The following is a 15,581-nucleotide window of genomic DNA, read 5'->3' as shown; positions in this document are numbered from 1 at the left end:
GTCTCGTGTCCCGATACGTCTATTCCGCTGGCCGGACGGGCATGCCGTCGCCTGCCGCCGATTCCTTGATTGCATCCCACAGCCTAGCGAAACGCAGACCCATTTCAACGGAGCCGGTGTTTTCCATCTCACCAGCGCGAATGGCGAGGAAGTTCTTCATCGGGTTTCCGAGAATTTCGGCCTCTTCGCGCGGCTCGTTGGCCCGACCGACGCTGATCTCGCGCCAGCCGCCCCAGGCATCGATCCGCACGATCGCCTTCGAATAGAAGAAGGTGATGTAGGAGGCGCAGCCAGGAGGCCCCTCGCCTGCGGCCGTCAATGTCGCCATGGCGCCGTTCTTCAAGCGGGCGGAAACGGCGGTGGCAATATCGACCTTGCGGCCATGCTTGTTCATATAGGCCGATACACTGGCGAAGTCGGAATTGGCCAGCAGGCAGACGGTATTCATCATGTGTGCGCCGGTGTCGAACATGAAGCCGCCGCCCGAGATTTCCGGCTCCTGTTTCCAGTGACCTGCATAGTTGCCCGCCCAGCTTTCCCAGATCATGCCCGAAATCGCGATAAGCTCGCCGAACTCTCCAGCGAGCGCGCGCTTGCGCGTGTCAATCACCAGCGGCGAGAGGCCGCCCTGGAAAGCAGTAACAACAGTGACGCCACTTTTCTTCTGCGCCGCGATCAGCGTCTCAGCCTCGGCAACAGTCGTGACCATCGGCTTTTCAAGGAAGAGATCGATGCCGGCTTCGACGACGGCCGCCGCCTGTTCGCCGTGAAAGGCGTGCGGGGTGGAGATATAGACGATGTCGAGCGCATCGCGGCATTTCGCGAGCATCTCGCGGTAGTCCTCGAAGCTCTTCGGCGCCGGCGCTCCAGCCGCGATGCACACGTCGATCAGGCGCTGGCGCGACGAAGCGGTCGTATCAGCAAGCGCTACGAACTCGATCTCCGGCATGGCCGCCCAGCTCGCCGCATATTCAGCCGCCTTCAGGCCTGCGCCGATCACGCCAAGCCGCAACTTCTGTGTCATGAAACTCCTCCCACATGATTGTGTACACGATTACACAAACGGAAAACTCGGCGCAAGTTCTATTTTAATGCGTTAAATCAATGCATTATATGAACTTGTAAATTCTTTCGGAAATCCGTCTTGCCTCATTGAGGAATGCGTGTACATTTTTCGAACGGTGCTGGAGGGCGCCGCCAATCAAAAAGGGAGGACTTCCGTTGAAGAAGACGGTCATTGGTGGCCTGTGCGCCATTTTGCTCAGCGCGGTCTCGACGCTGGCGCATGCCGAAACAATCCGAATTGCAAATCACGGCCAGGCCGGCATCGACGCCATGAAGTCGACGGTCGAGGCGATCGAAAAGAAATACGGAGTGACCGTCGAGGTCGTCGAATACCCGGCGCCCGACAAGGATTACCTGACGAAGCTGCTCACCGAGCTTGGCGCCGGCAACGCGCCGGATCTGTTCTCGATCCCGTCGACGGCGGCTGTGGCCGATATGGTCGAAGCCGGATACCTCGCCCCTGTAACCAAGGAGATCACCGCCTGGGACGGCTACGCGAATTTCTATGACGTCGCAAAGCAGCTGGCCGTGAGCCCCGATGGCGAAACCTACGTCATGCCGTTCATGCTTGGCATTCAGGAAATCTACTTCCGCAAGGATGTGCTCGAGAAAGCCGGCATTTCGACCGAGCAACCGAAGACCTGGCAGGAACTGCTGGATCGCGCCGATGAAGTGAAGGCGAAGACAGGCGCCTACGGCCTGCTCTTCCCGGCCGGCGTGTCCTGGGGTAGCGGCGCTTTCGATGAAGGCTTCCAGCATCTGCTCGTCGGCTCCAAGACGCCGCAGCTGGTCGACGCCGATGGAAAACTCGATCTCAGTGGCGAAGGCATCAAGGACGTCTTCGGCGTCTACAAGGAGCTCATCGACAAGGATCTGATGCCGACCCAGCCGCTGCTCGGCCCAGAGCCGTGGGTCATTCCCAAGTACCAGATGTTCCCTGAGGGCAAGCTTGCGGCAACTACGTGCGGTTCCTGGTGCTACATCTTCGATTGGGGCCGCGAGAGCAAGAACCCGATCCCAGAGGTGACAAAGATCGTCGGCACCTGGACAGTTCCTGGCCAGACGGGCGGCCAGTATGTGCTCGCGAACCTTGCTGCTCCGTGGGCCGTTAACGCGAAGTCCGCGAACGTCGAGCTGGCGACGAAGGCGCTGCTTGAGATCGGTTCGGTCGACACGCAGGTCTCCTACGCCGCGCGCATCGGCAATATTCCGGCAAGCAAGGATGCGGCTAAGAGCGCCGAGTTCCAGAAGCTGACGGAACTCGTTCCGATCCACGCCGCGGCCGGCAACGGCGTCTTCCTGAAGCAGGCGTCCGGCTTCGGCACCATCGCCGAAGGCGTGGCACGGGCAACCGAAGCGCTGCTGCGCAAGGAGACGGACGCCGCCGGTGCCCAGAAGATCCTTGTCGATTACGTCAAGGAAACGCTCGGCGACGACGTGGTGAAATAAGCCTCAAGCCCTTCAACTTCCGCCCAAGACTGCAGGCGCGGCCCGCTGGCCGCGTCTGCGATCATCAGACAAGGTTGCGAGCTTCATGGTCCTCAATTCTCACGAACGACGCGTCGAGCGGCAGCTCCTCGTGATCCTGCTGCCGTCGCTGGTCCTGCTTCTGGCCTTCGTGATCTATCCCGCGCTTTACTCCGTCTATCTGAGCTTCACCAACGAAGCTCTCACCGGCGCCGCAGCGCTGCGTCCGCGCTTCGTGGGCATTCGCAACTACATGCGCCTGCTGAATGACGCGAAATTCTGGAACGCGCTCATTGTGACGTTCTTTTTCGTGGTCGGCTCGGCGGTGATCGGCCAGTTCGTACTCGGCCTGATTTCAGCCATTGCGCTGCGCCGGCAGATCCTTTTCCGCCAGATATTCTCCTCGATGATCCTGCTGCCCAACGCGGCACCCGAGGTCGTTGCCGGCTTCATGTGGATTTCGATGCTGGCCGGCGGCGAGAACGCAACGCTCAGCCGCATCGTGAGCTTCTTCGGCGTGACACCCACCGACTGGCTCCAGGTCTTCCCGCTGACGATGATCATCGTCGTCAACACATGGCGCGGCATCGCCACCGCGATGATCCTCTTGACTGCGGGCCTCAGCACCATTCCGAGCGAAATCTACGAGGCTGCCCGCATGGACGGCGCCACGCCATCGCAGATGTTCCGCCGCATCACGCTTCCCCTGATGATGCCGACGATCCTTCTCTACATGCTTATTTCCGCCGTCTCGACGATCGCGGTCTTCGGTCTTGTCTATGCGCTGACGCGCGGCGGCCCTGGTGGTGCGACCGAAGTCATCAGCATCTACATCTACAACCAGTCCTTCACTGCCTTCCAGCTCGGCTACGGCGCCGCGGTCGCGGTCGTCACTCTGGTGATCTCGCTGATCCTCGGCATCGCATACGTGCGGGCAATGAAGGTGGAGGTCTGACATGGCAGTGCTTTCCCCGACAGAAAACGCCAACAAGACCCGATCGGATCTGCTCGCCTACGCCACGCTGTCGCTGATCTCGATCTTCTGCGCCGTACCGTTTCTCTGGGTTCTTTTCGCCTCGCTCGATGGCAATGCCCAGCTGTTTCTCCGCTGGCCGGAACAATGGACGCTCGACAACTATCTGCGTGTCTTCACCAAGGAGGACGGGGCGAAGTGGCTATTCAATTCGCTCTTTGTCGTCGGCTCCGCAACGATACTGGTCATGGTGCTGGCCGGCCTCGGCGGCTACGCCTTGTCGCGCACGCGGGCCTGGTGGAAGCTGCCGTTTCTCTACGCGATCCTTCTGATCCGCGTCTTGCCGCCGACAGCACTTGTGGTGCCGCTCTACAAGTTCCTGCTGACGCTCAACAATGCCGAGGGCGCGATCCTGCGGCCGATCTTCGGCGAATACGCGCGGCCGATCATGCGCTGGACGGGCTTTATCGACGGTTACCTCGGCCTGATCCTGGTGCTTGCGACCATGCAGCTGCCGCTGGCGCTGTGGATCATGAAAACCTTTTTTGACGGCCTTCCGCGCGACTATGAAGAAGCAGCGCTGATGGATGGCGCAACGATGACGCAGCGCATCCGCCGCGTCCTGATCCCGCTGGCGCTGCCGGGGCTGGCCGCAGCCGGGTTGTTTGCCTTCATGTCGGCATGGGGCGATTTCCTGCTGCCGCTGATCTTCCTCTCGTCACCGGAACTGCAAACGCTTCCCCTCGGCCTCTTTCGCGCTTTCCTGCGCATCAACGAGATCGATTACGGCCTGCTCGCCGCCCTCGCTTTCATCTACCTCCTGCCGGCTGTGATCGCCTTCGGCTTCGCGCGGCGCTTCCTCGTCCAGACCTTTTCGGGCGGCGTCAAAGGCTGATATCCAGAAAGAGTTTTACAGATGATCAATCTCAAGAACGTTCGCAAATTCTATGGCGCCCTGGAGGTCATCAAGGGCGTCGACATCACCGTCGAGGACGGTGAGTTCGCCGTATTCGTCGGGCCTTCGGGTTGCGGAAAGTCGACCCTTTTGCGGATGATCGCCGGGCTGGAAGGCATCGATGACGGCGACCTCATCCTGAACGGCAAGCGTATCAATGACGTGCCGCCGGACAAACGCGGCATCGCCATGGTGTTTCAGTCCTACGCGCTTTATCCGCATATGACCGTGGCGCAGAACATCGGCTTCTCGCTCAGCCTGAAAAAAGTGCCGGAAACCGAAATCCGCAAGCAGGTCGAAGGCGTCGCCGAAATCCTGCAACTGACTGATTATCTCGATCGCCGCCCCGCCGCACTGTCAGGCGGTCAAAGACAGCGCGTCGCGATCGGTCGAGCCATCATCAAGAAGCCGTCGCTGATCCTGTTCGATGAACCGCTGTCGAACCTCGATTCGGCGCTTCGTGTACAGATGCGTGCCGAGTTGCAGCGCTTGCACCGCGAATTGAAGGCGACCGTCGTTTACGTCACCCACGATCAGGTCGAGGCCATGACCATGGCCGACCGCATCGTCGTACTGAACAAGGGGCTTGTCGCCCAGCAGGGCGTACCGATGGACCTTTACCACAAGCCCGACAACGAGTTCGTCGCCACCTTCATCGGCTCGCCGCGCATGAACACCGTTCCCGTGACGATCAGCAAGCCGCAGGCCGGCGCGTTGCGCGTGCAAAGCCCGATCGGATTGACGCTCAACCTGCCGGATGGAGCCGGAACGGTGCCCGAGGGTGCCGCCACGCTCGGCATCCGGCCCGAGCATTTCAAGATCGCACCCGAGGGCCAGGGAAATTTCACGGTCGACGTCGTCATCGTCGAGCGCCTGGGCGTCGAGACCTACATGACCGTCGGCTCTGAAAAACAGCCGATCGTCGTCCGCGCCGAAGGCGATGTCGCGGTACGCCCCGGCGACCGCGTTTCACTGACAGCAGACGGCACCGCCTGCCACCTGTTCGACACCACCGGGCGCGTCATCCGCTCGGCTCAATCATCCTAATCACGTTGATAACATCGAGGACATCATGACGATCAAGGTCACAATCTGGAACGAGGGACGCCACGAGCAATTGCACAAGGAGGTTCAGGAGATCTATCCTGATCGCATCGATGGTGCAATTGCGGCAGGCATTGCACATTCGGATTTCGAGATTCGTCGAGGCACGCTCGATGATCCCGATGAAGGCCTGCCCGACCAGGTACTCAACGAGACCGACGTCTTGCTCTGGTGGGGCCATATGGCGCATGACGACGTCAGTGACGGGCTGATCGACCRTATCCAGCAGCGCGTTCTGAAGGGGATGGGCTTGCTCGTTCTGCATTCAGGGCACCACTCCAAGCTCTTCCGCCGGCTGATGGGCACGAACGCCAACCTCTCCTGGCGCGAAACGCCGGAGGGCGATCTTGAGCGTGTTTGGGTGGTCAACCCGTCTCACCCGATCGCGGAGGGACTGCCGCCCTATTTCGAGGTGAATGCATCGGAGATGTACGGCGAGCCCTTCGACATCCCGCAGCCCGATGAGCTGGTATTCATTTCTTGGTACTCGGGTGGCGAGGTGTTTCGCAGCGGCTGCACCTTCCAACGCGGCCGGGGACGGATCTTCTTCTTCAGCCCGGGGCATGAGACCTACCCGATCTATCACGACAAGACCATTCACAAGGTCATCTCGAACGGGATCCGCTGGGCAAAGCAGAACCACACCGACGGCCGCATTTTGGAGAACTGGCACCGCGCCGAGCCGCTGCACGGTCGCCCTTCCAAGAAAGCCTGAGCTCCGCCGTTTTGTCCGTTGAACACCGGCGTGGCCCACGGTCACGCCGCTTCCGGCACTGAAAAAGCCACTAACGGCTCCAGTTGCAAGTCCTGGGCAATTCGGCCAATTTGATCTTGCCGGCCGGGACACCAGTTTATCCTTCGCACCAGAAAGACGCTGAGGCGATCAGTGCCGGCGTCAATGCGGGCAACTTGTCAAACAGGATGAATGCGATGCAGCTGAAAGACCCTTCCCTTTTTCGCCAGGCCGCTCTTGTTGGCGGAAATTGGATCGATGCCGATCCCGCCAATGCGATCGAGGTCAACAATCCGGCCACCGGAGAGATCATCGGCCGCGTGCCCAAGCTGGGCGGCGCCGAGACGAAGGCGGCGATCGAGGCCGCGCGCGTCGCGCAGAAGGGCTGGGCTGCCCGCACCGCTAAGGAACGCGCCGGCATCCTGCGGAAGTGGTTCGATCTGATGATCGAGAACAAGGACGACCTCGGGCGAATCCTGACGCTTGAGCAAGGCAAGCCGCTTGCCGAAGCCACCGGCGAGATCGTCTACGGTGCGAGCTTTATCGAATGGTTTGCGGAGGAAGCGCGGCGCATTTATGGCGACCTGATACCGGGCCACCAGCCAGACAAGCGCATCATGGTCATGAAGCAGCCGATCGGCGTGGTCGCGGCGATCACGCCCTGGAATTTCCCCAATGCGATGATCACCCGCAAGGCCGGCCCGGCGTTTGCGGCAGGCTGTGCCATGGTGCTGAAGCCGGCATCGCAGACGCCGTTCTCGGCAATCGCGATTGCCGTGCTTGCCGAGCGCGCCGGCCTGCCGGCCGGGCTTTTCTCGGTGCTAACAGGCTCCGCCGCCGCGATCGGCGCGGAGATGACGTCGAACCCGACCGTGCGCAAGCTTACCTTTACTGGATCGACCGAAATCGGCGCCGAACTCTACAAGCAGAGCGCGCCGACGATCAAGAAACTCGGGCTCGAGCTCGGCGGCAATGCGCCGTTCATCGTCTTCGACGATGCCGATCTCGACGCAGCCGTCGAGGGTGCTCTGATCGCGAAGTTTCGCAACAACGGTCAGACCTGCGTCTGCGCCAACAGGCTCTATGTGCAGGACGGCGTTTACGACGCCTTCTCGAAGAAGCTCGCGGATGCCGTCGGCAAACTGAAGACCGGCAATGGCTTCGATGAAGGCGTGATCCTCGGTCCGTTGATCGACAAGCCGGCGCTCGAGAAAGTTGAGGAGCATGTGGCTGACGCGCTGGCGAAGGGTGCCAACATCATCCAGGGTGGCAAGCCGCATGCGCTTGGCGGCACTTTCTACGAGGCCACCGTTCTCGCCAACGTCACGAAGGATATGGCAGTCGCGCGCGAAGAGACATTCGGCCCGCTTGCTCCCCTCTTCCGCTTCAAAGACGAGGCGGATGTGATCGAACAGGCCAACGACACCGAATTCGGCCTCGCTTCCTATTTCTACGCCAAGGACCTCGCGCGTGTGTTCCGCGTTGCCGAGGCGCTGGAATATGGGATGGTCGGCGTGAATACGGGCCTGATCTCGACGGCGGAAGCGCCGTTCGGTGGCGTCAAGCTCTCAGGTCTCGGCCGCGAAGGCTCGCGGTACGGTATCGAGGAGTTCACCGAGATCAAATATGTCTGCCTCGGCGGCATCAGCTGACACCTGGCCGAGCGAAAGGCGCGCAAGCCTGACGGGTTGCGCGCTGGCGCAACCGTTTAATCCGGAAAACTGAAAGCTGAAGAACGCGTGGGTCAGAATCGAAAAAGCCTGCCGCGGGAGGAGGTGCGACAGRCTTTTCGAATTTAACCGAACGACAGCTGGGAGGAGGAATGCTGTCATTCCCGCAGGTACCCTTGGGAGGAGGATAAGGCCACCTGCAACTCGAAGCTCTGCGGGAGGAGGTGCATCGCTTCGATGATTTGTTTATACAGCAAGCACGCTCAAATCATAGGCATAATTCTGCAGAACAGCTATGCGCTATGCGCGTGACGCGCAGCTTCTGTCGCAGATCTGCGAGATGCTACCCTTGCCGCGCCGGCTGCCGGCCCCCTTGGAATCTCCGCGTTTTCTGCTACCACGCGCCGGAAAACATGAGGAAACGCCGATGAGCGCCGCATTTTATCGTGACTATGTTGTCGACCTGAAGGCACGTATCGACGGTCTGCATACCGACCCCGGCAGCTATCAGACCTACGATCTGACGATGGAGCTGCTCGCCCAGAAAAACCTGATCAGCTACGCGATGAGCCGTAAGCAGGGCCAGGTGGACAGCCTTTTCTACCGTCGCGACACGACAAGCGGCCAAGGCACGCAGATGTCGCAGGAGACGGCCTACCGGGTGTTTTCCGGCTTCTTCGGACTAGGCCAGTTCCTGGCGTCGACGGGCCGGGCAAACGGGCTCGCCGAGGAAGCGTTCGCGCAGACGCTGACGGCGGGATGGGAATATCCGACCTGTGCAGTGCAATTCGCCTACCGGAAGAAGGGCCAGCCGCGCGGCGCTTCGATGAAAATGCTGTTCGTCGGGCTGAATGGTGACGCGGATGCAGCGATCTTCGAGGCCAAGCTGACGCAACCCGAACTCCTAATCGGCACACGGCCGTTCTCGACCAAGCTACTGTGGGAATGGAATTAACGGCGCCTTAGGCGGTCGGCTTTGGTCGGATGTCGGCAAGCAGCTCCTGGGCAACGTCGCGCAGGCGACCGGCGATATTTTCCAGAAAAGTGCCCATCGCCGAACCCTTGCGCCAGCACATGCCGATCCGCCTGTTCGGCGATATGCCTTCGAAACGCAGCAGCCTTATGTCGCCCGACGCCGGATACAGCGCGGCGAGCTCCGGCAGAAGCGTGATCCCCACATTGGCGCCGACCATCTGGCGCAGTGTCTCCAGGCTAGTGGCGCGAAACGAGGTGCGCTCGCTTGCACCCGACAAGCGGCACACATCGAGCGCCTGGTCGCGCAGGCAGTGCCCCTCTTCCAGCAACATGAGGTCGTAGCGATCGAGGTCCCTGAGCACCAGGGACTGCCGCCTTGCGAGCGGATGCATGTCGGGAACGGCGAGCAGAAAGTCTTCCTCGAAGAGAAACTCGGCTTTAAGTTGGTCGTCATTGACGGGAAGAGCGAGGATCGCGGCATCGAGATTGCCGCTTTTAAGGCGCGCCAGGAGTGCATCGCTCTTTTCCTCGATCAGCAGCGTCTCCAGCCGCGGGAACTGCCTGTGGATGCGCGGCACCGCATGCGGCAGGAAATAGGGAGCGAGCGTCGGGAAGATGCCGAGACGCAGGGTGCCCACCTCCGGATTGAGGCTGCGCAAGGCCGATGACCTGATCTCGGCAACCTCCTGCATGATGCGCCTTGCCCGCTTGACGGTATCCTCGCCGAACGGTGTCAACATGACCGTGCGCGGCGTGCGCTCGATCAGCAGAGCGCCAAGGGTCTCCTCCAGTTTCCGGATCTGCATGGAGAGTGTCGGCTGGCTGACCAGGCACGCTTCGGCGGCCCGGCCAAAATGCCGGTGGTCCGCCAAGGCAATCAGGTATTCCAGCTCGCGAAGCGTCATTTCAGAACCGTGTCGATCAGCCTCAAGCCGCCTTCACCGCATCCTCGTCCGGGCTAGACGTGCGGATCAGATGGTCGAAGGCTGCAAGCGACGCCTTCGCGCCCTCGCCGAGCGCAATCACGATCTGCTTGTAAGGCACTGTGGTGCAATCGCCGGCGGCAAAGACACCGGGAACCGAGGTCTGTCCGTGGTGATCGACAATGATCTCGCCACGTGGCGACAGTTCGATGGCGCCCTTCAGCCATTCGGTGTTCGGAAGCAGGCCGATCTGGACGAAGATGCCTTCCAGATCGAGCGTGTGGCGCTGACCGGCAATGCGGTTTTCGTAGACGAGCCCGGTCACCTTCTGGCCATTGCCCAGCACTTCCGTCGTCTTGGCGGAAAGCAGGATATCGACGTTGGGAAGGCTGCGCAGCTTGCGCTGCAGGACGTCATCGGCACGCAGCTTGTTGTCGAACTCGATCAGCGTCACGTGGCTGACGATGTTGGCAAGGTCGATCGCCGCCTCGACGCCGGAATTGCCACCGCCGATGACGGCAACGCGCTTGCCCTTGAACAGCGGACCGTCGCAATGCGGGCAATAGGCAACGCCCTTGTTGCGATACTGGTCTTCGCCGGGAACGCCCATCTGCCGCCAGCGGGCGCCGGTCGACAGGATCACCGTCTTCGAGCGCAGCGTCGCGCCATTGGCGAGCTCGACCGCGATCATGTCCTTGCCGGGAACAAGCTTCTCGGCGCGCTGCAGGTTCATGATATCAACGTCATATTGCTTCACATGCGCTTCCAGCGAAGCCGCAAACTGTGGTCCTTCGGTATGCTGCACCGAGATGAAGTTCTCGATCGCCATCGTATCGAGAACCTGACCGCCAAAGCGCCCGGCGGCAACGCCGGTGCGGATGCCCTTGCGCGCGGCGTAGATGGCCGCCGCAGCGCCGGCCGGACCGCCGCCGATGACGAGCACGTCGTAAGTTTCGCGGCCATTCAGCTTCTCGGCGGCACGCGCAGCCGAGTTGGTGTCGAGCTTGGAGACGATCTCCTCGACTTCCATTCGGCCCTGACCGAACAGCTGGCCGTTGAGATAGACCGTCGGCACAGACATGACCTGGCGGCTTTGAACTTCGGCCGGGAACACGCCGCCATCGATCGCCACATGCTTCACGCGCGGGTTCAGCACGGCCATCAGGTTCAGTGCCTGCACGACGTCGGGGCAATTCTGGCAGGTGAGCGAGAAATAAGTCTCGAAAAGGAAATCGCCGTCGAGATCCTTGATCTGATCGATGATTGCCTGCTCGGTGCGCGGCGGATGACCGCCGACCTGCAGCAGAGCGAGCACAAGCGAGGTAAACTCATGGCCCATCGGAATGCCGGCGAAGCGCAGGTTGATGTCGTGGCCCGGGCTGGTCAGCGCGAAGGATGGTGCACGCTCGCCGTCATCACGCATTTCCACGACCGAAATCTTGTCGGAAAGAGCGACCAGTTCGGCGAGAAGCTCCGACATCTCTTTCGACTTGGCGCTGTCATTGACCGAAGCGGTGATCGCGATCGGGCGAACGACCCGTTCCAGATAGCCCTTCAACTGGGATTTCAGATTGTCGTCGAGCATGGGACACTCCGCTAAAAATGGATGGCCGCGCCGCGTTTAAGGCGCTGAATATGGTATTGGGTGCCGCCTTACCGTCTGGACCGGAAGGCGGCCTATTATTTGAACGTCAGATCTTGCCGACGAGGTGCAGCGACGGAGCGAGCGTCTTTTCGCCCTCTTCCCACTTGGCCGGGCAAACTTCACCCGGATGCGCGCGCACATACTGCGCAGCCTTGATGCGACGCAGCAGGTCGACAGCGTTGCGGCCGATACCTTCTGCGGTGACTTCCATAGCCTGGATGACGCCATCGGGATCGACAACGAAGGTGCCGCGGTCGGCAAGGCCTTCGGATTCGCGCATGACTTCGAAGTTGCGGCTGATCGTGCCGGTCGGGTCGCCGATCATCGTATACTGGATCTTGCCAATGGTCTCGGAGCTGTCGTGCCAGGCCTTGTGGGTGAAATGCGTGTCGGTCGAGACCGAATAGACCTCGACGTCAAGGCGCTGCAGTTCGGCATAGTGATCGGCGACATCGCCGAGTTCCGTCGGGCAAACGAAAGTAAAGTCAGCCGGATAGAAGAAGAATACCGCCCACTTGCCCTTGGTGTCGGCATCGGTCACTTCAATGAATTTGCCCTGCTTGAAGGCTTGCGCCTTGAAGGGCTTAATGGATGTGTTGATAAGGGACATGAAGGCTCCTGTAGAATTGCTGCGAAGCGAAAACCCGCTTTCGCGCCGCAACATAAACAGGGGTCGGCGATAAATGAAATAGATAAAGAAAAATATTTTGATAGCTTTTCGCTATCAATCCTCCACCGATGTCGTTTAGCAAGCGGCCGTCAGAAGCCGCTTGTTCCCGCAACGTCAGCGGTTTCGATCACACCGATCGGCCGAGTCCGCCGTCCACCTTGATATTCTGCCCGGTGATGTATCCGGCACCTTCCGACGCCAGAAACGCCACGGTCGCCGCGATCTCTTCGCTTGTGCCATAGCGCTTCATCGGTACCGATTCGCGGCGCTCCTCGGTTGCCGGCAGGCTGTCGATCCAACCCGGAAGCACGTTGTTCATGCGGATATTATCCGCCGCGTAGGTGTCGGCGAAGATCTTGGTGAATGAGGCGAGACCGGCGCGGAAGACCGCTGATGTTGGAAACATCGCTGTCGGTTCGAAGGCCCAGGCGGTCGAGATGTTGACGATTGCGCCAGACTTCTGCGCCTGCATGACCGGCGTCACGATCCGGGTTGGGCGGATGACGTTCATCAGGTAGACGTCCATGCCCTTGTGCCAATCCTCATCGGTGATATCCAGGATCGGCGCGCGCGGGCCGTGTCCGGCGCTGTTGACGAGCACATCGATGCGGCCCCAGGCCTGCATGGCGAGATCGACAAGGCGCTTGATATCGTCATTCGACTGGTTCGACCCCGTGACGCCGACGCCGCCGAGTTCCTTGGCCAGCGCCTCACCCTTACCCGAGGACGAGAGGATGGCGAGCTTGAAGCCATCGGCCGCCAGACGCATGGCGGCATCCGCCCCCATGCCGCTGCCGCCCGCCGTTACCAGGGCCACTTTTTCTACTGTCATGATACCCACCCTTTCGTCGCTTCTCTTGCGCATCGCGCGTGTTTTCAGCTTCAGTGCATGATGATACCATCATGATAACATAGCTTCGAGCCAATTCGGTTGGCGTGAACCAGTAGAAAATCTATCGAATGAACGACCCGCTTTTCCGCCTTCCGCCGCTGAATGGCTTGCGCGCCTTCGAGGTCGCCGCCCGTCATCTCAACTTTCGCGCCGCAGCCGAGGAGCTGGGCGTCACGCAGGCAGCTGTCGCGCAGCAGGTCCGTGGCCTGGAGAAGGAGTTAAACCTCGCTCTCTTCGAGCGCCTCCCCCGCAAGCTTGCCTTGACCGAGGCCGGACGCGGTTATGCCGAGAGCATCCGGCGTGCCTTCGAACTGATCTCCGACGCAACCGCGACGTTGCGGCCGGAGCCGTTGCGGTTGACGATCAGCGTCACGCCGACTTTCGCATCAAAATGGCTGATTCCGAGGCTACCGGATTTCCTAGCAGCGCACCCGGATCTCGATATGCGCATTCTCGCCAGCGAACGTGTCGCGAACTTCCAATCGGATGATGTGGATATCGCGGTCCGGTTGGCGCGACCACCGTTTCCAGCCTCGCTGGAGGCCGATCTGCTGTTCGAGCAGGAGCTTGTCCCGGTATGCAGCCCCGCGCTGATGCCGCCCACCGGTCGCCTTGACCCCGCCGATCTCGCGCGTTTCGTGCTGCTCCACGACACCCACAATCAATGGCCCGAGTTCATCGCCACGATCGCGGGTGAAAGGCCGGTCGCCGCCTCGAAGGGCGTTCGCTTCAACCAGACATCCCATGCTATCGAGGCGGCGCTTGCCGGCCAGGGCATCGCGCTGGCAAGCGGGGTCTTCGTCAACGAGGATATCGCCGCCGGGCGGCTGGTGCCGGCTTTTGCGCAAACGATGCGAGCTCAGGCGGATTTTTACGTGGTCTCGCTCCGCAGGCCGAGGCAAGCCCAATCCGTCGCCAAAGTCAGGGCCTGGTTGCTCCAGCATGCCGGCCGGTCCGTTCGCGCCTGATAATCACGGCGACAGCTGGCCGGATGGGCGAGCGTCCCATCATTGCACGGCAGCCACCGTAAAAACGCAGGGCTCCAGCGATGGACCCCGTCGCCATTCGCTATAGATTTAAATTCGTGCATACGTGCGCGGATACTGACGCATTGATTGAATTGGAATGCAGCATTGGACTTGCGGAATAAAACGCTCTGCGCCTCCGGATTTCACGCTCCGGAGCGCGGAAAGATCGATATCCTGGACGAGGTGCTGATCGATATCGGCGCGGATGGCACGATTGCCGCCATGCATCGCCCAAGCGATCCGAACTACCGGACCATTCGCGAGGCGCGCGAGGAAGGCGGCGAACTGGTCACGCTGCCTGTAGGCTCTTATCTCCTTCCAGGTTTCGTCGATCTTCACGTCCATGCGCCGCAATATCCCCAGCTTGGCAGCGCGCTCGATGTGCCGCTCGAGGTATGGCTGCAGAAATATACCTTCCCACTGGAAGCCCGCTACGAAGATCTTGCCTTCGCAAAGCGCAGCTACGGCCTGCTCGTCGACGACCTCCTCGCAAACGGCACGACCACGGCGCTCTATTTCGCCACCGTGCACCAGGATGCGACGCGATCGCTTGCGGACATATGTCTGGAGAAGGGCCAGCGCGCGCTGATCGGCAAAGTGGCGATGGACAACGCCGAAGAATGCCCAGATTACTACCGCGATGCCTCGCCGGACGAAGCCATTGAAGGCACGCGCGCACTGATTGATTACATCACCAATCATCCTGATAACGTTGAAAAGAAAGTACTTCCTGTCATCACGCCACGCTTCGTGCCATCCTGCACCGACGCGACGCTCGAGGGGCTGGGTGCTCTGGCGAAAGAGTGCGGCTGCCACGTGCAGACCCACTGTTCGGAGAGCGACTGGGCGCATGGCTATGTGTTGTCCCGCTACGGCGTGACCGATACCGAGGCGCTCGATCGCTTCGGCCTGCTCGGCCGCCGCACGGTTCTGGCACACGCCAACTTCCTGACGGATTACGACATGGACAAGGTGCGGGAGCGCGAAGCTGCTGTCGCCCACTGCCCGCTCTCCAACGTTTACTTTGCCAACGCCGTCTTCCCGCTCAAGGCCGCCCTCGACAAAGGGATGCACATCGGTCTCGGCACGGATATATCCGGCGGACCGAGCGCTTCGATGCTTGAGAACTGCCGCGGCGCGATCCTGATGTCGCGCGCTCTTGAGAGCGGTGTCGATCCCAAGCGCGATGCCGAGTCGCGCGCCAGCTACGGGCCGGCACAGATCGATTTTCGCGACGCTTTCTATATCGCAACGGCAGGCGGTGGCGTGGCACTCGATCTGCCGATCGGCCAGTTCAAGCCCGGCTATCTCTTCGATGCGATCGTTGTCGACACCAAGGCGCCGAAGGGATCGGTGCGCCTGTTTGACGAATTCGATAGCGGCGAGCAGATCCTGCAGAAGATCATCAACACCGCCTCGAAACCCAATATCGCAGCCGCCTGGGTCGGCGGCACGAACCTGCGCTTGCCGTAAGAAAGGCG

Annotated in this window: 14 protein-coding genes; 9 read left to right on the top strand and 5 right to left on the bottom strand. The window is 60.9% G+C overall.

The features are described 5' to 3' along the window. Nucleotides 1-19 precede the first annotated feature (19 nt). A complete protein-coding gene (locus AC1DOG_RS22445; RefSeq protein ID WP_477931156.1) occupies nt 20-1,024 on the bottom strand; it encodes a Gfo/Idh/MocA family protein in 1,005 nt (334 codons plus the stop codon). Nucleotides 1,025-1,221: 197 nt separating this feature from the next. On the opposite strand from AC1DOG_RS22445, the gene AC1DOG_RS22440 reads away from it, so the two are divergent. The 7 genes from AC1DOG_RS22440 (at nt 1,222) to AC1DOG_RS22410 (ending at nt 8,922) form a co-directional block, all read left to right on the top strand. After that, on the top strand, nt 1,222-2,514 hold the full coding sequence (locus tag AC1DOG_RS22440; RefSeq protein ID WP_112944031.1) for an extracellular solute-binding protein: 1,293 nt from the start codon (nt 1,222-1,224) through the stop codon (nt 2,512-2,514). A gap of 85 nt (nt 2,515-2,599) precedes the next feature. After that, complete coding sequence (locus AC1DOG_RS22435; RefSeq protein ID WP_113011077.1) at nt 2,600-3,487, top strand: carbohydrate ABC transporter permease; 888 nt, start codon at nt 2,600-2,602, stop codon at nt 3,485-3,487. Between the two features lies 1 nt (nt 3,488). Further along, nucleotides 3,489-4,400 carry a carbohydrate ABC transporter permease gene (locus tag AC1DOG_RS22430; RefSeq protein WP_477931154.1) on the top strand — a complete coding sequence of 304 codons (912 nt, stop codon included), beginning with the start codon at nt 3,489-3,491 and terminating at the stop codon, nt 4,398-4,400. A gap of 21 nt (nt 4,401-4,421) precedes the next feature. Next, a complete protein-coding gene (locus AC1DOG_RS22425) occupies nt 4,422-5,507 on the top strand; it encodes an ABC transporter ATP-binding protein (protein ID WP_477931152.1) in 1,086 nt (361 codons plus the stop codon). Nucleotides 5,508-5,532: 25 nt separating this feature from the next. After that, nucleotides 5,533-6,279, top strand: a complete 747-nt coding sequence (locus tag AC1DOG_RS22420; RefSeq protein ID WP_477931150.1) for a ThuA domain-containing protein — start codon at nt 5,533-5,535, stop codon at nt 6,277-6,279. Nucleotides 6,280-6,494: 215 nt separating this feature from the next. Continuing rightward, nucleotides 6,495-7,949: an NADP-dependent succinate-semialdehyde dehydrogenase gene (gene gabD / locus AC1DOG_RS22415; protein WP_477931148.1), complete on the top strand. Its 1,455-nt coding sequence runs from the start codon at nt 6,495-6,497 to the stop codon at nt 7,947-7,949. Nucleotides 7,950-8,394: 445 nt separating this feature from the next. Beyond that, a complete protein-coding gene (locus AC1DOG_RS22410) occupies nt 8,395-8,922 on the top strand; it encodes a hypothetical protein (protein WP_477931146.1) in 528 nt (175 codons plus the stop codon). 7 nt (nt 8,923-8,929) lie between these two features. On the opposite strand, the gene AC1DOG_RS22405 is transcribed toward AC1DOG_RS22410, so the two are convergent. The 4 genes from AC1DOG_RS22405 to AC1DOG_RS22390 all read right to left on the bottom strand — a co-directional run bounded on the left by AC1DOG_RS22405 (nt 8,930) and on the right by AC1DOG_RS22390 (nt 13,012). After that, nucleotides 8,930-9,847 (bottom strand): LysR substrate-binding domain-containing protein, encoded by a 918-nt coding sequence (locus AC1DOG_RS22405; RefSeq protein WP_477931144.1) that lies wholly within the window; start codon nt 9,845-9,847, stop codon nt 8,930-8,932. Between the two features lie 22 nt (nt 9,848-9,869). Beyond that, on the bottom strand, nt 9,870-11,450 hold the full coding sequence (gene ahpF / locus AC1DOG_RS22400) for an alkyl hydroperoxide reductase subunit F (protein WP_477931142.1): 1,581 nt from the start codon (nt 11,448-11,450) through the stop codon (nt 9,870-9,872). Nucleotides 11,451-11,556: 106 nt separating this feature from the next. Next, nucleotides 11,557-12,120, bottom strand: coding sequence for an alkyl hydroperoxide reductase subunit C (gene ahpC, locus AC1DOG_RS22395; RefSeq protein ID WP_018901244.1), 564 nt, complete (start codon nt 12,118-12,120; stop codon nt 11,557-11,559). Nucleotides 12,121-12,307: 187 nt separating this feature from the next. Further along, nucleotides 12,308-13,012, bottom strand: a complete 705-nt coding sequence (locus AC1DOG_RS22390) for an SDR family oxidoreductase (protein ID WP_477931140.1) — start codon at nt 13,010-13,012, stop codon at nt 12,308-12,310. Between the two features lie 128 nt (nt 13,013-13,140). On the opposite strand from AC1DOG_RS22390, the gene gcvA reads away from it, so the two are divergent. Beyond that, nucleotides 13,141-14,040, top strand: a complete 900-nt coding sequence (gene gcvA, locus AC1DOG_RS22385; RefSeq protein WP_112822618.1) for a transcriptional regulator GcvA — start codon at nt 13,141-13,143, stop codon at nt 14,038-14,040. 165 nt (nt 14,041-14,205) lie between these two features. Further along, nucleotides 14,206-15,573 (top strand): guanine deaminase, encoded by a 1,368-nt coding sequence (gene guaD, locus AC1DOG_RS22380; RefSeq protein ID WP_477931137.1) that lies wholly within the window; start codon nt 14,206-14,208, stop codon nt 15,571-15,573. Nucleotides 15,574-15,581: the final 8 nt, after the last annotated feature.

The organism is Rhizobium sp. 01N48 (assembly GCF_056399145.1).
Note: the sequence above shows the minus strand (reverse complement) of the source record. Positions and strands in the feature narration are given on the sequence as shown.

Coding starts and splice junctions, on each gene's coding strand:
- gabD (WP_477931148.1), top strand. CDS start 6,495: ATGCAGCTGAAAGACCCTTCCCTTTTTCGCCAGGCCGCTCTTGTTGGC.
- gcvA (WP_112822618.1), top strand. CDS start 13,141: ATGAACGACCCGCTTTTCCGCCTTCCGCCGCTGAATGGCTTGCGCGCC.
- ahpC (WP_018901244.1), bottom strand. CDS start 12,120: ATGTCCCTTATCAACACATCCATTAAGCCCTTCAAGGCGCAAGCCTTC.
- AC1DOG_RS22445 (WP_477931156.1), bottom strand. CDS start 1,024: ATGACACAGAAGTTGCGGCTTGGCGTGATCGGCGCAGGCCTGAAGGCG.
- AC1DOG_RS22425 (WP_477931152.1), top strand. CDS start 4,422: ATGATCAATCTCAAGAACGTTCGCAAATTCTATGGCGCCCTGGAGGTC.
- AC1DOG_RS22410 (WP_477931146.1), top strand. CDS start 8,395: ATGAGCGCCGCATTTTATCGTGACTATGTTGTCGACCTGAAGGCACGT.
- AC1DOG_RS22405 (WP_477931144.1), bottom strand. CDS start 9,847: ATGACGCTTCGCGAGCTGGAATACCTGATTGCCTTGGCGGACCACCGG.
- AC1DOG_RS22435 (WP_113011077.1), top strand. CDS start 2,600: ATGGTCCTCAATTCTCACGAACGACGCGTCGAGCGGCAGCTCCTCGTG.
- AC1DOG_RS22430 (WP_477931154.1), top strand. CDS start 3,489: ATGGCAGTGCTTTCCCCGACAGAAAACGCCAACAAGACCCGATCGGAT.
- AC1DOG_RS22390 (WP_477931140.1), bottom strand. CDS start 13,012: ATGACAGTAGAAAAAGTGGCCCTGGTAACGGCGGGCGGCAGCGGCATG.
- ahpF (WP_477931142.1), bottom strand. CDS start 11,450: ATGCTCGACGACAATCTGAAATCCCAGTTGAAGGGCTATCTGGAACGG.